The following is a 14,126-nucleotide window of genomic DNA, read 5'->3' on the forward strand; positions in this document are numbered from 1 at the left end:
AGCATCACCGAACTCCACCAAGACGACTACTTCCACAACCGCCAAATCCGCACCCTAGGCTCCACCACCCACCTCCCCCGATAGCCCTCAGTCATCGGACATCACTACAAGCAGCACCCGCCGTCCGGGCTTATCGATCAGCACGATCTCGTGAAACTCACGATGTAGATCACCGTAGTCATTGACAGCTGCCTTGCCGAGATCTTCCAGCACGTATCGACTGGTTGCGGTATGCACCGGTCCGACGACCTCACGTCGAATCTCGGCTCGAAGCTGCTCCGGGATGGTTCCGCAGCCGTGCATCCATCGCTCCAGCAAGTCGATGACCGTGGATTCATCGATCGCCGTGTATGCCTCGCTCGAGATCCGATCGAGCCAGTACGGTCCATGGCGAGTTCCGTCCGGATCGACGCCGCCTCCGACGTAGTCGTCGCGGTATTCGGTGCTGGCGATCAACCCGGCCAGGGCCACCCGATCGTCCACTTCCGCCGCTGACAACTCGAAGGCCTTCGAGTCGATCCATTGGAAGCAGTGGCTGCTACCTTCGGGAAAATCGAAGTCCCGGAAGTTGATGAACGATCTCCCCACGAACCTGACGATCTTCTCCACATCCACGTTCGAACTCCAATCGCTCATGGGGTACGTCACCGGCGGCTATCAGGGTATGTGCCACCGCTTGATCGGTATCTTGGGCACATTGTTGAAGTCGAGCGTCGGACCACCAGAGTTGCTGAACGGCCGATACGTGACAGTCGATTTGGGATCGCCGGAGATCTCCCACACCTCGATATCTCCCTTCGGCGTCGACTTGACCTCAGGCGCGCCGAGTTTGGCATGTAGTTCCGCCCGTGCCTGGTCGAGTTCTGCTTGGCTCACCATCTGAACACCGGCGGCATCTTCCTGGCCGATCAACGCTCCCGCGTCGTTGGTGACGACGTCCTCTACCGCGGCAGCCTTTTCCTCAGGCGTCTTCGCAGGCGTGTCGGCGTTCTGGTCGTTGCCGTTCCTGCCGACACCATCATCATCGATCAGCACCCGCATGGCGATGATGGTGGCGAGGGAGGTGAGGGTGGTGGTGAGGTCGGGGACCTTGTCGAAGGATTTGATTACGCCGATGGCGCCGGCGGCGGCGGTGGCCAGGCCTACGGCTTTGAGGAGGTTGCTGCCCTGGTAGACGGTGCGGATGGTGTTGATGGTGTTGGTGACTATGACGCCGACACCGCCGGCGCCCGCGGCGGCGCTGCCGCCGAAGGTGAACCATGCGGCGGCCGCGGCGGCGACCACGGTGAGGCCGATGGCCCATTCGGCTTGGGTGATCGAGGATTCGATGTTGCCGCGGACCTCGACGGTTCCGGCGTGATAGTCGGCGACCGGGCCCGCGAGGTTCTGGGCGGCGGCCGCGACCTGGCCCGCGCCGCCGCGCAAGGTTTCGAGGTGGGCGAGCAGCGGCGGCAGGTTGGTTTTGTCGTCGATGGTGTCGAACAGGCCGATGATGGCGGTGATGCGGGCGGCGGCGCCGGTGATGGTCTCGTGGTTGGCGAATGTCGTCCAGGTGGACGAGGCCTTCTCCAGTTTCTTGATATCCCCGTTGGGGAGCTTCCCGAAGGTCTCGAGGATTTTCGCGATCAGCGCATCGAAGAGTTCTTGGACGCCGCCGTGATGTTCGATGCCGATTCCGTTGTTGTGCACCGAGGTCGGGATGGTCACCCGGTATTCGGTCATCTCGCGAACGTCCGGCCGTTCGGGCGCCGGATTGCTCTTGTTGCTGATGCCGTAGTTGTAGCCGGCGGCATAGAGCACGTAGCCGAAGTTGGTGAGGGCGTCGGCGAGGTTGGTGCACGACTGCATCGTGTCGCGCGCGGTGCTGTCGTACTTCTCGCCCCACTCTTTGCAACCGGGCGCATCACCGGCCATCCCGGCGCATTCGCCTTTGACCGCGTCGTGCACCGGCTTGTCGGCGCGGCGTAGATCGGCGGCGAGGTCGTGGCACCGTTTGGCGGCGTCGTAGTAGACCTGCCAGTCGATGCGCATGGCTCAGGCTCCGCCGAGCATCTTGCTGTTGAGTTCGATGGCGCGGGTGTAGCGTCCGTGGGCCTGCTTGGCCGCGTCGCTCATCTCGCGTACCCCTTCGACGAATTCGCGTGCGCCCGTGGCCCATTGGCGGTGAGCATCGGTGTAGGCCTGGGCCGCGACACTTTCCCAGCCGGTGCCGTGTAAAGCGGCGACGCGATCGTCGATTTCGTCGAGATGGTCGGCGACGAATCCGGCCAGCCCGGACAGCCGCGACACGATCTGGTCCAGGTGCTCGAGGTCCACCGAGAATTCGGAGCTCATGGCAGATCCAGACTGGAGGTGTGCAGCGCGGCCGCGTTGCTGTCGTCGCGGTGCTGATAGGTGTCGGCGGTGACGCCGAGCTTCTCCGCCATGCCGGTCAGCGCGGACATGATCTGCACGCCGCCGTCGCGGACGTCGGTCCAGCCGGTGGCGAATTCGGTGGCCGCGTCACCGGTCCAGCCGCCGCCGGTCAGCGCGTCGACGTCCTTCGCGGCGGAGTCCAAGGCAGTGCGCAGCGCTTCGGCCAATTCGTAGACGTAGGCGCCGACCTCGCGGACTCGGTCGGGCACCACAGAGACCTGCTGGCCTGGCGTACCCCCGTCGCTCATGCGGCGAGTCTACGTACGGTCCTGTGCAGTGTCGATGAGAAAGACGCCGGGCCGGGTCGCTTCGGTGTGGAAGCGATCCGGCCCGGTGTCGGGTCAGCGGAAAACTAGCTGGTCGGCTCGAAGGCCTCGGCGATGATCTCCGCCTGCTCGACGGCGTGCACCTTGCTCGAACCCGAGGACGGGGCCGACATGGCACGACGGGAGATGCGGCGCAGCTTGCCGAGCCGCTCGGGCAGGACCTCCGGCAGGTTCAGGCCGAAGAAGGGCCAGGCGCCCTGGTTGGCCGGTTCCTCCTGGACCCACACGATGTCGGTGGCGTTGGTGTAGCGCTCCAGCGACTCGTTGAGGCGGTAGGTGGGCAGCGGGTAGAGCTGCTCGATCCGCACGATCGCGACGTCTTCGCGCTTCTGCTTCGCCTTCTCGGCGGCCAGCTCGTAGTACAGCTTGCCGCTGGTCATCAGGATCCGCTTCACCTTGCTGCGGTCGCCGACGCCCTGCTCGTAAGCGGGCTCGTCGAACACCGAGCGGAACTTGCTCTCGGTGAAGTCCTTCAGATCCGACACGACGGCCTTGTTGCGCAGCATCGACTTCGGGGTGAAGACGATCATCGGGCGGCGGATGCCGTCCAGCGCGTGGCGGCGCAGCAGGTGGAAGTAGTTCGCCGGGGTCGACGGCACGGCGACCGTCATCGACCCTTCGGCGCACAGCTGCAGGAACCGCTCGATCCGGCCGGAGGTGTGGTCGGGACCCTGGCCCTCGTGGCCGTGCGGCAGCAGCAGCACGACGTCGGAGAGCTGGCCCCACTTGGCTTCACCGGAGGAGATGAACTCGTCGATGATCGACTGCGCGCCGTTGACGAAGTCACCGAACTGCGCCTCCCACAGCACGAGTGCGTTCGGGTTGCCCAGCGAGTAGCCGTATTCGAAGCCGACCGCGGCGTATTCGCTCAGCGCCGAGTCGTGCACCGCGAACCAGCCCGGGTCCTTGCTGCCGATGTTGTGCAGCGGCGTGTACTCCTCGGCGGTCTTGCGGTCGATGATCACCGCGTGCCGCTGGGTGAACGTGCCGCGCCGGGAGTCCTGACCGGTGAGCCGCACCGCGCGGCCCTCGTCGATCAGCGTGCCGAACGCCATCAGCTCGGCGAAGGCCCAGTCGACCTTGCCCTCGTAGGCCATCTCGCGGCGCTTTTCCAGCACCGGCTTGACGCGCGGGTGCACGTTGAAGCCGTCGGGCACGTTGAGGAACGCGTCGCCGATGCGCTGCAGGATGGTCTTGTCGACGGCCGTCTGCACGGTGGTCGGAACCTTCTGGTCGTCCTCGACGGACTCGCTCGGCTCCGGGGTGTACTTCTCCAGCTCACGGACCTCGTTGAACACCCGCTCCAGCTGACCCTGGTAGTCGCGCAGCGCGTCCTCGGCCTCTTTCAGCGAGATGTCGCCACGGCCGATCAGGCTCTCGGTGTAGGCCTTGCGCACCGAGCGCTTGGTGTCGATGACGTCGTACATGGACGGCTGGGTCATCGACGGGTCGTCGCCCTCGTTGTGGCCGCGACGCCGGTAGCAGACCATGTCGATGACGACGTCCTTGCGGAACTTCTGCCGGAAGTCGACCGCGAGGCGGGCCACCCAGTCACAGGCTTCCGGGTCGTCACCGTTCACGTGGAAGATCGGCGCGCCGATGAACTTCGCGATATCGGTGGAGTATTCGGTGGAGCGGCTGTTCTCCGGCGCGGTGGTGAAGCCGATCTGGTTGTTCACCACGATGTGGATGGTGCCGCCGACGCGGTAGCCGCGCAGCCCGGACAGGTTCAGCGTTTCGGCGACCACACCCTGACCCGCGAACGCGGCGTCACCGTGCAGCATCAGCGGCATCACGGAGTAGCCCTCCGCGCCGTCGCCCTTGTCCAGCAGGTCCTGCTTGGCGCGGACCAGACCCTCGAGCACCGGGTCGACCGCTTCCAGGTGCGACGGGTTGGCGGTGAGCGAGACCTCGATCTCGTTGTCGCCGAACATCTGCAGGTAGGTGCCGTGCGCGCCGAGGTGGTACTTCACGTCGCCGGAGCCGTGCGCACCCGCCGGGTTCATGTTGCCCTCGAACTCGGTGAAGATCTTCGAGTACGGCTTGCCGACGATGTTGGCGAGCACGTTGAGCCGGCCGCGGTGCGGCATGCCGATGACGACCTCGTCGAGCCCGTGCTCGGCGCACTGGTCGATGGTGGCGTCCATCATCGGGATGACGGCTTCGGCGCCTTCCAGCGAGAAGCGCTTCTGTCCGACGTACTTGGTCTGCAGGAAGGTCTCGAAGGCCTCCGCCGCGTTCAGCCGGTTCAGGATGTACTTCTGCTGGGCGACAGTCGGTTTGACGTGCTTCTGCTCGACCCGCTCCTGGATCCACTGCAGCTGCTCGGTCTCCAGGATGTGGGTGTACTCCACACCGACGTGGCGGCAGTAGGCGTCGCGCAGGACCGAGAGGACCTCGCGCAGCTTCATCTGCTCCTGGCCGTGGAAGCCGCCGACGTTGAAGGTGCGGTCCAGGTCCCACAGGGTCAGCCCGTGCTGGGTGACGTCGAGATCGGGGTGGCTGCGGAACTTGTCCTTGACCAGGCGCAGCGGGTCGGTGTCGGCCATCAGGTGACCACGGTTGCGGTAGGCGGCGATCATCTCGAGCACGCGGGTGCTCTTGTCGACGCCGCGTTCCCGGATGTCCTTGCGCCAGCGCACCGGCTCGTACGGCACGCCAAGGCCGTGGAAGATCTCGTCGTAGAACTCGTCGGAGATCAGCAGCTGGTGGATGGTGCGCAGGAAGTCGCCGGACTCCGCGCCCTGAATGATGCGATGGTCGTAGGTCGAGGTGAGGGTCATCAGCTTGCCGACGCCGATATCGGCGATCCGCTCGTCGCTCATGCCCTGGAACTCGGCCGGGTATTCCATCGCGCCCGCGCCGATGATGGCGCCCTGGCCCGGCATGAGGCGGGGCACCGAGTGCACGGTGCCGATGGTGCCGGGGTTGGTCAGCGAGATGGTGACGCCGCTGAAGTCGTCGGCGGTCAGCTTGGCGTCGCGCGCGCGGCGCACGATGTCCTCGTAGGCGGTGTGGAACTGGCCGAAGCTCATCGCCTCGGTGCCCTTGATGGCCGCGACGACCAGCGAACGACTGCCGTCCTTGCCGGGCAGGTCGATGGCGAGGCCGAGGTTGGTGTGCGCGGGGGTGACCGCGTTCGGCTTGCCGTCGATCTCGGCGAAGTGCCGGTTCATGTTCGGGAACGACTTGACCGCCTGGACGATCGCGTAGCCGAGCAGGTGCGTGAACGAGATCTTGCCACCGCGGGTGCGGGCCAGGTGGTTGTTGATGACCAGACGGTTGTCGATCATCAGCTTCGCCGGGATGGCGCGCACGCTGGTCGCGGTGGGGATGCTGAGCGAGGCGGCCATGTTCTTGGCCACTGCCGCCGCGGCGCCGCGCAGCACCTTGGCCTCGTCGGCCGCGGTGTCGGTCTTCGGGCCGCCGGAGGTGGGGGCCGCGTTGGAGGTCGGCGCCGGGGTGGTCTGCGGCGCGCGGGCGGTCGTCTTGGCCGGGGCCGGGGCCGGGGCGGCCGCGGGCTTGGCCGGTGCGGGCGCGGCGGCCTTCGGGGCCGAGTTCACCGACGCGGGAGCCGGAGCCGGGGTCGGCGCCTGCGCGGGTGCGGCCGCGGCCGGAGCGGCCTGGCTGTTACCGGAATCACCAGTAGCTTCGGGCGTGTAATCGGCGAGGAACTCGTGCCAACTCTCATCGACCGAAGATGGATCTTGCTTGAACTTTTGATACATCTCATCGACTAGCCACTGGTTCTGTCCGAACTGGGAAGTTGAGCTGCTCACAGCAGGTGTTCGCCTCATTTCGTTCTTCGCGCTGCGACGTTTGTGACGTGCCCGGCATCCGTAGCGACTGCTTGCAGGTCGCTCGAAATGGTCAGCATCAGCGATGCGCGCCGATGCGCCCTATCTGAGGATAGGCCCAGCAGCAAACCGACGGAGCGACTGACCACCCGGCAAACCTCACCTCATAGAGGACGACTTGTCGTCCACCGAGAATATTCCCTCGCTCGCGCGTGCCGTCGACCACAGTCGGGAATATGGTCCGGCGGCGGTCAGGAGCTCGGCGTGGGTGCCGATTTCGGCGATCCGCCCGTGCTCGACGACGGCGATCCGATCGGCGCGCGCGGCCGTGCCGAGCCGGTGCGCGACGAGCACCGTGGTCCGGCCCCGGGTCAGCGATCGGCTCGCGGCCAGCACCGCCGCCTCGGTGTCCGGGTCCAGGGTCGCGGTCGCCTCGTCGAGCAGCAGCAGGTCCGGTCGCACCAGTTCGGCCCGGGCCAGCGCGATCAGCTGCCGCTGACCCGCGGACAGACCGCGGCCGCGTTCGCCGACCGGCTGGCGCATGCCGAGGGGTAGCGCGGCGATCATGTCGGCGGCGCCGACCGCGGCCGCCGCTTCGGCGATTTCGGTCTCGGTCGCGTCGGGCCGGCCGAACGCGATGTTGCTCGCGATGTCACCGCTGAAGAGGTGGGCCTCCTGCGGCACGATGCCGAGGCGGCCGCGATAGTCGGCGAGCCGGTAGTTCCGGATGTCGACCGCGTCGACGGTGATCGCGCCGGTGCCGTCGGCGGGGATGTCGTACAGGCGGGCGAGCAGTTTGACGATGGTCGACTTGCCCGCGCCGGTGGGGCCGACGAGCGCGAGCGTAGAACCGGCCGGGATTTCCAGCGACACCCCGTCGAGGGCGCGGACCTCGCTGCCCGGGTAGTGGAATCCGACGTCGGTGACGGCGACCTCGCCGCGCAGGCGCTCGATCGGCACCGAGTCGGGCGGGTCGGCGGTCAGCGACGACGGCGTGCGCAGCAACTCGCCGATCCGGCGCAGGCCGACCCGAGCCTGCTGGTAGCCGTCGAACACCTGCGAGAGCGCCAGCACCGGCGCGAAGAGCAGTTCCAGGTACAGCACGAAGGCGATCAGGGTGCCCGCCGTCGTGGTTCCGTTCGCCACCTCGCGCGCCCCGACGAAGATCACCACGGCGAGCGCGACGTCCGACCACGCCGTGACGTACGGGAAGTACAACGCGATCAGGCGCTGGGCCCGCATCCGGCTGTGCCGGTAGCGATCGGAGTACTCGGCGTAGCGGCGGGCCGCGGCGGGCTCGTGCCGATTGGCCTGCACCGCACGCAAACCCGCGACGTTCTCCTGGAAGTCGGCGTTGACGGTCGAGACGTTCTCCCGGGACACGGTGTAGGCCGTGGACGCGTACCGGCGGAACAGCACGGTGGCCAGCACCAGCGGCGGCAGCGTGACGAGCAGCACCACCGCGCCCAGCGACACATCGATCACCAGCAGCGCGACCGCGATCCCGGCGAAGGTCAGCCCGCCCACCAGGGTGGTGGCCAAACCGGTCTGCAGGAATGTGGACAGCGAGTCCAGGTCGGTCGTCATCCGCGTCATGATGCGACCGGACAGTTCGCGCTCGTAGTAGTCGAGCCCGAGGCGCTGCAGATGCGCGTAGCTGCGGATGCGCAGCCCGTAGAGCATGCGCTCGCCGGTGCGCGCGGTGATCAGCGTCGAGGCCGCCCCGATCGTCCACCCCGCGGCGACGAGCAGCACGCCGAGCACCGCGGCGACGCCGAGCGCACTCGTGTCGGCCGCGCCGACGCCCGCGTCGATGGCGTGCCGCACGATCGGCGGGAAGCCCACGCCGATCAGCGCGTCCAGGGCCAGCAGCGCGAGGGTGGCGGCGATCAGCCGGCGGACGGGTCGTAGCAGCCGGGCCAACCGGAAATGCGGATCCGGTTGCCGCAGCCGCTGTTCGTCGAGGTGCGGCTGCTCGGCGGCGGGTGGCAGGAGCGCGATAGTGCGCCGCAGCTCCGGCGTTTCGCTGAGGTCCGCGGCCGCGGCGGCGAAGGTCGTCGCGTTCGCCCCGGCACCGGTCCGCGCGCCTGCCTCGTGCGTAATGGGTTGGTACCCGGCGGGTCCGGGCAGACGGATGACCCGATCCGCATGGGTCAGGGTGGATTCCCGATGCGCCAGGATCAGGGTGGTCCGCCCGTCCTGATCGGGCAGGGTGTCGAATATCGCGGCTTCGGTGATCGCGTCCACCGCGGAGGTCGCGTCGTCCAGTACGAGGATGCGCGGGCGGGCCAGCAGCGCGCGGGCCAGTGCGATGCGCTGGCGTTGCCCGCCGGACAGGGTGAGGCCGCGTTCGCCGACGACGGTGTCGTAGCCGTCCGGGAGTTCGAGGATGAAGTCATCGGCCGCAGCGGATTTCGCGGCGGCCCGGATCTCGGTGTCGGTCGCGTCCGGACGGCCGAGCGCGATGTTGGCGGCGATGGTGTCGGAGAACAGGAACGGATCGTCGAACACGACGCCGATCGCGCCGCGCAGCTCCGACGCGCTGACCTCGGCGATATCGATCCCACCGGCGGTGGAAGCCGCAGTGTCCGCGGCGGATTCGCCGAAGAGCCGGATGCTGCCCGCGTCCGGCGCGTAGAAGCGCGGCAGCAGCAGTGACAGCGTGGTCTTCCCGGAGCCGGCGGGCCCGATGATCGCCACCGTCTCGCCGGGACGCACGGTCAGGTCCAGTTCGCGCAGCACCGGCCGTTCGGGATCGAAACCGAAAGTGAGCGAGTCGATCTCGATGCCGAGCGGACCGTCGGGCAGCGGTGCGGGCGCGGGCGGATCGGTGACCACCGGCGCGGTGTCGATCACCTGGTAGACGCGTTCGGCGGCGGCCCGGGTGAGCTGCGCGAGCACCAGCGCGCCGGAGATGATCCTGGCGGTCGCCGTCATGGTGGCGACGTAGGCGGCGAACGCGACGAAGGTGCCGATCCCGATCGAGCCGTGCAGCGCGAGGAAGCCGCCGAGCACGATCACGCCGACCATGCCGAGCTGCGGAATCGCCGCCACGGTGGGGGCGAATCGGGAATCGATCCGGGCCGCGCGCATCCGTTCGGAGTACAGGGTGCGACTGTACCGTTCGAGCACGTCGACCATGCGGGCTTCCTGCCCGAACCCTTTTACCACCCGGACACCGGTGACGGTCTCCTCGACGTGCTGGGCGACGTCGGCGGCGCGCTGCTGCGCGGACCAGGTCGCCGCGTAGAGCCGCGGCCGCACCCGGTACGCGACCAGCCCGATCGCGGGCACCACGAGCAGCGCCACCGCGGCCAGCGGCGGCGACAACCACACCATCACCACGGCGGCCAGCAGGAATTGCAGCACCGCCATGCCCGACAGCGGCGCCATCGCGAGCAAACCCTGCACCAGCTGCAGGTCGGTGATCGAGCGCGACACCACCTGTCCGGTGCGGATCGCGTCCTGGCCGGTGCCGTCCAGCCGTTGCAGCGAGGCGAGCAGATCGACCCGCAGCGAATGTTGCACGTCCAGCGAGAGTTTCCCCGCGAGCAGGCGGCGGCCGAACCCGGCGGCGAACCGTGCGGCGGCGACCAGGAGTAGCAGCAGGGCGACGATTCCGATGACGGAGGTGGTGCCGTGACCGGCGGCGTCGACCGCGCGCTTGGTCAGCAGCGGGGCGGTGATCTCCACCGCGGCGCCGGCCAGCATCGTGACCGCGAGACCGGCGAGGGTGCCCGGATGGGTGCGGCTCTCGGCCCACAGCCGGCGAATCCAGCCGGGTCCACCGGGCGCGCGCTCAGCGGACCCGGTGTGTTGTTTCGCTTCGACAACCCCGCCCATAGCCATCCACGGTAACGACGCCTACCGACACGTCGTTGTTCCCGGCGCGGTCAGAGGTCGCGCGTGCGCAGCGCCCACCAGCCCGCTCCGGCGAGGCCCGCGGTCCACAGCAGCAGGACCACCACCCCGACCGGTCCGGGCGCGAGGAACGGATTGTCGGCGAAGGAGCCGATCGCGATGGTGCTGATGGTGGCCGAACCCGGCAGCAGCGTGACGAATCCGTCGATGCCGAGGCTGTGCGCGACCACCCAGATCAACGGTTCGACGATGATCAGCCAGCCGGTCACCGCAAGCAGCGCCGTGGACGACGAGCGCAGCAGCAACCCGAGCCCGGCGCCGATCAGCGACCAGCAGATCGCGGCGAGCAGCCCGCCCCCGAGTACCGCGAACAAGTCGAGACCGGCCTGGAATTTGCCACGCCCGAAGCCGAACAGCGCCGCGAGCGCGACCATTTCCACCGCCAGCGCGGTGAGCGCCGCGCAGACGCCGGTGACGACCAGTTTCGCGATGGCGAGCCGGTCGCGGTCCGCGCTGAACAGTGCGGTCACCGGCATCGAGTGGTGCCGGAATTCCGCGCCGGTGCCGAGCACCCCGAACACCACGGCGGCGAGCGTGACCGCGGCGAGGCCGACGTACAGCCCGTTCGTCGCGGCGCCGGTGACGGGTTCGCCCTTGGGATCCGGCTTGCCCGCCAGCAGCGCGGTGGCCACGGTCGCGATCAGTGTGAGCGCCAGAGGCAGGCCCGCGAGGATCCGGCTCGGCCCGGCCGTGACCACCTTGCGAACCTCGGAGTTGACGGAGGGGACGAGGTCGGGCGGCAGGGTGATGATCATCGTGGAATCCCGTAGGGCATCGGCGGGGTGGGGGCCGCGACACCGGACAGGCCCGGATAGTGCGCGGGCGCCGGGCTCGGCGGTCTGGTCAACGAGGCGAGCACTCGGTCGGGGTGGATCAGGTCGGGAATGACACTGTCCAGCCGCACCTGCGCCGCCGCGGCCGCGTCCCGGATCTCGGTTTCGGTGGCTTCGGCGACGGCGAGCCTGCCGTCGGGACGGATCACGGCGTCGGTGAAGCCACGGGCGGCCAGCGTGGTGGCCAGTGCGATCGGGGTGGACGCGGCGACCACGAGCCGGTCGGGGTGCCCGCGCCGCAGCCGGGCCGGGCTGCCCTCGTAGACCACCGCGCCCGCGTTCAGCACGATCACCTCGTCGGCGCCCGGCAGCACCGCGGCCAGGCTCTCGCTGGTCACCACGGCGCTGCCGCCGCGGTGGGCGTGCCGGCGCAGAAAGTCTTGCAGCCAACCACGTTCCGCCGCGTCGAGGCCGTCCATCGGCTCGTCGAGGACCAGCAGCGGCGGGTCGGCGAGCAGGGCGGTCGCCAACGCCAGCCGGGTCTGCTGCCCGGCCGACAGCGCCGCGCCTCTGGTCCCGGCTTCCGTGCCGAGGCCGACCAGGTCGAGCACCTCGTAGACCCGGGCGTCCGGTACGCCGACGGCGGCCGCGTACACCCACAGGTGATCGCGGGCGGTCCGGCCGGGATGTATCCCGCGCGGTGCCAGGACGCCGCCGACGATCTGCGCGGAACTCGCGCCTTCGGGGGACCGGTGCGTGCCGGGCCCACCGATCGACGCGGCCCCCGAGGTCGGCGCCAACAGTCCGAGCAGGATGCGGACGATGGTCGACTTGCCCGCTCCGCGCGGGCCGACCAGCGCGGCGGTGCTGCCCGACGGGACGGTGAAGCTCACGTTCTCGACCGCGGCGACCAACCCGTACCGCTTGGTCAGCGCGCGGACGGAGAACGCGAGTGGGCGCACGGCGCTCACCGCGGCGTCGTCGGCGGTTGCGGCTTGGCCGGGTCGATCGCGGTGAGCGGGTCGGCGTCGATGACCAGGTGCCGGTCGGCGGGCCAGACCACCGGCGCGGGCCCGAAGGCCTTGCGCGCGTTCTGGATCGTGGATTTGCCCATCGCGCGGTTGCCGACCCCGCCGATCACCGCGCCGATGCCCGCGGGCACCACCTTGCCCGCCATCAGCGCGGCGCGCCGGGTGATGAAGCGGACGATGAAACGCTTGAGCAGCGAGTCGTTCATGGAGGAGAGGCCGGGGATTCGATTCGCGAACACCGTGCCCCAGTTCTTCGCCGAGGTGCCGACGGTCTTCTGCACGATCTCCATGCCACCCTCGCCCAGGACGACGGCGAGCACCAGGGCTCTGCGCTGTTCCTTGTCGTCGGGCGAGATGCCGTGCACCGCCGCCACCGCCAGCGTGAACAGGGCGGAGACCTCCATGAAGAACGTGGTCTCGGCGCTCACCGCGGCGACCGCCGCGACCGTGCCGACACCGGGCACCGCGGCCGTCGCGCCGACGGCGCCGCCGCTGCCGGTCACCGCGAGCAGGTACTGGTTCTCCAGCCGCGCGATGACCTGTGCCGGGGTTTCGTCGGGGTGGGCGCGCCGGATCCGATCGACATACTTGGCGACCGCGGGAGCCTGCAGGCGAGACCCCGTATCGAGCAGCTGAACCACCGTCTTCTCGAACGCGCCTTTGAACATCGGCGGCACCCTCCTCTTCCAGTCTGCTGGTTGAAACTGTAGGGCACCGGTGGATCGGTCCGCCGGACGCCGCGGCCACAGTCCTCAGCTCGTCATGACAACGATGTACCCAGCCGGATCGGTTCCAGCGGATCCGTTTCGCCCCGGTCAGTTCGGCTGGTGTCCCGCGGGCACCCGTTCGGCCGGCGCGGGCGGGGGCGGCGGGGTGCCGTCGCCGAAAGGCCGCCCACCCAACGCTTCCCGGCCGTGCGGGGTCAGCCAGTTCGCCAGGTCCGGTCCCTTCGGGACGATGCCGGTCGGGTTGATATCGCGGTGCACCACGTAGTAGTGCTCCTTGATCTGCGCGAAATCGATGGTGTCGCCGAATCCGGGGGTCTGGTAGAGGTCGCGCGCGTAGGCCCACAGCACCGGCATCTCGCTCAACTTGGACCGATTGCATTTGAAGTGCCCGTGATAGACCGGGTCGAACCGGACCAGCGTGGTGAACAGCCGCACGTCGGCCTCGGTGATCGTGTCGCCGACCAGATAGCGTTGTGCCGCAAGCCGTTCGGTGAGCCAGTCGAGTCGGGCGAAGAGCCGGTCGTAGGCGGTCTCGTAGGCGTCCTGCGCGCCCGCGAAGCCGCACCGGTACACCCCGTTGTTGACGTCGCGGAACACCGCGAGGTTCACCTCGTCGATCTCCGCGCGCAGCGCTTCCGGATACAGCTGCGGCGCGCCGTCGCGGTGCAAGGCGGTCCACTCGGTGGAGAAGTCGAGGGTGATCTGCGCGTAGTCGTTTGTGACCACCTGCCCGGTCGGCACGTCCACCACGGCGGGCACGGTGATGCCGCGCGGATAGTCAGGGAACCGGGCCAGGTAGGCGTCGCGCAGCCGGGGGATGCCGAGCACCGGATCCACCCCGCCGGGATCGAGATCGAAGGTCCAGCTCAGCTTGTCGTGCGTCGGACCGCACAACCCGAGCGAGAGCGCGTCCTCGAGACCGAGCAGCCTGCGCACGATCAGCGTCCGGTTCGCCCAGGGGCAGGCCCGCGCCGCCACCAGCCGGTAGCGGCCCGGCTCGACCGGGTAGCCGTCGCGGCCGTCGGCCGTGATCCGGGTGGTGATGTAGTTCGTATCCCGCTTGAACTCGCCTGGTTCGACGTAGGAACCGTTTTCCACCGACTTGGTCACCCGAACAGTCTGGCAGATTCTGGTC

The 14,126-nt window shown here is 68.7% G+C and carries 10 protein-coding genes; all 10 read right to left on the reverse strand.

The window, feature by feature from the left end; genetic code table 11:
• Positions 1–87: 87 nt before the first annotated feature.
• Positions 88–615, reverse strand: a complete 528-nt coding sequence (locus NBRGI_RS17910) for a hypothetical protein (protein WP_051727852.1) — start codon at positions 613–615, stop codon at positions 88–90.
• A gap of 42 nt (positions 616–657) precedes the next feature.
• Complete coding sequence (locus NBRGI_RS17915; RefSeq protein ID WP_200882187.1) at positions 658–2,031, reverse strand: hypothetical protein; 1,374 nt, start codon at positions 2,029–2,031, stop codon at positions 658–660.
• Between the two features lie 3 nt (positions 2,032–2,034).
• Positions 2,035–2,334 carry a WXG100 family type VII secretion target gene (locus NBRGI_RS17920; RefSeq protein ID WP_029897719.1) on the reverse strand — a complete coding sequence of 100 codons (300 nt, stop codon included), beginning with the start codon at positions 2,332–2,334 and terminating at the stop codon, positions 2,035–2,037.
• Positions 2,331–2,663: a WXG100 family type VII secretion target gene (locus tag NBRGI_RS17925; RefSeq protein WP_029897721.1), complete on the reverse strand. Its 333-nt coding sequence runs from the start codon at positions 2,661–2,663 to the stop codon at positions 2,331–2,333. The genes NBRGI_RS17920 and NBRGI_RS17925 overlap by 4 nt, the downstream gene beginning before the upstream one ends.
• A 104-nt stretch (positions 2,664–2,767) precedes the next feature.
• A complete protein-coding gene (locus NBRGI_RS17930) occupies positions 2,768–6,469 on the reverse strand; it encodes a multifunctional oxoglutarate decarboxylase/oxoglutarate dehydrogenase thiamine pyrophosphate-binding subunit/dihydrolipoyllysine-residue succinyltransferase subunit (RefSeq protein WP_029897723.1) in 3,702 nt (1,233 codons plus the stop codon).
• A 228-nt stretch (positions 6,470–6,697) separates the two neighbouring features.
• Entirely contained in the window at positions 6,698–10,381 is a 3,684-nt protein-coding gene (locus tag NBRGI_RS17935) for an ABC transporter ATP-binding protein (RefSeq protein ID WP_029897725.1), read from the reverse strand.
• A gap of 50 nt (positions 10,382–10,431) precedes the next feature.
• A complete protein-coding gene (locus NBRGI_RS17940; protein ID WP_029897727.1) occupies positions 10,432–11,214 on the reverse strand; it encodes an ABC transporter permease in 783 nt (260 codons plus the stop codon).
• Positions 11,211–12,203 (reverse strand): ATP-binding cassette domain-containing protein, encoded by a 993-nt coding sequence (locus tag NBRGI_RS17945; RefSeq protein WP_029897729.1) that lies wholly within the window; start codon positions 12,201–12,203, stop codon positions 11,211–11,213. Before NBRGI_RS17945 ends, NBRGI_RS17940 begins: the two co-directional genes overlap by 4 nt.
• The gene (locus NBRGI_RS17950; protein WP_029897731.1) at positions 12,200–12,931 is read right to left on the reverse strand and encodes a hypothetical protein; all 732 of its coding nucleotides are present in this window, start codon (positions 12,929–12,931) and stop codon (positions 12,200–12,202) included. The genes NBRGI_RS17945 and NBRGI_RS17950 overlap by 4 nt, the downstream gene beginning before the upstream one ends.
• Before the next feature lie 147 nt (positions 12,932–13,078).
• Entirely contained in the window at positions 13,079–14,101 is a 1,023-nt protein-coding gene (locus tag NBRGI_RS17955; protein WP_029897732.1) for a glutathione S-transferase family protein, read from the reverse strand.
• Between the last annotated feature and the right edge of the window lie 25 nt (positions 14,102–14,126).

The sequence above is a fragment of the Nocardia brasiliensis IFM 10847 genome (assembly GCF_000710915.1).
In the GTDB taxonomy this organism is placed as follows: Bacteria; Actinomycetota; Actinomycetes; order Mycobacteriales; family Mycobacteriaceae; genus Nocardia; species Nocardia brasiliensis_A.

What these genes read in the sequence shown, in the direction of transcription:
- NBRGI_RS17915 (WP_200882187.1), bottom strand. Translation starts at nt 2,031, where the DNA reads ATGCGCATCGACTGGCAGGTCTACTACGACGCCGCCAAACGGTGCCAC.
- NBRGI_RS17920 (WP_029897719.1), bottom strand. Translation starts at nt 2,334, where the DNA reads ATGAGCTCCGAATTCTCGGTGGACCTCGAGCACCTGGACCAGATCGTG.
- NBRGI_RS17925 (WP_029897721.1), bottom strand. Translation starts at nt 2,663, where the DNA reads ATGAGCGACGGGGGTACGCCAGGCCAGCAGGTCTCTGTGGTGCCCGAC.
- NBRGI_RS17930 (WP_029897723.1), bottom strand. Translation starts at nt 6,469, where the DNA reads ATGTATCAAAAGTTCAAGCAAGATCCATCTTCGGTCGATGAGAGTTGG.
- NBRGI_RS17935 (WP_029897725.1), bottom strand. Translation starts at nt 10,381, where the DNA reads ATGGGCGGGGTTGTCGAAGCGAAACAACACACCGGGTCCGCTGAGCGC.
- NBRGI_RS17940 (WP_029897727.1), bottom strand. Translation starts at nt 11,214, where the DNA reads ATGATCATCACCCTGCCGCCCGACCTCGTCCCCTCCGTCAACTCCGAG.
- NBRGI_RS17950 (WP_029897731.1), bottom strand. Translation starts at nt 12,931, where the DNA reads ATGTTCAAAGGCGCGTTCGAGAAGACGGTGGTTCAGCTGCTCGATACG.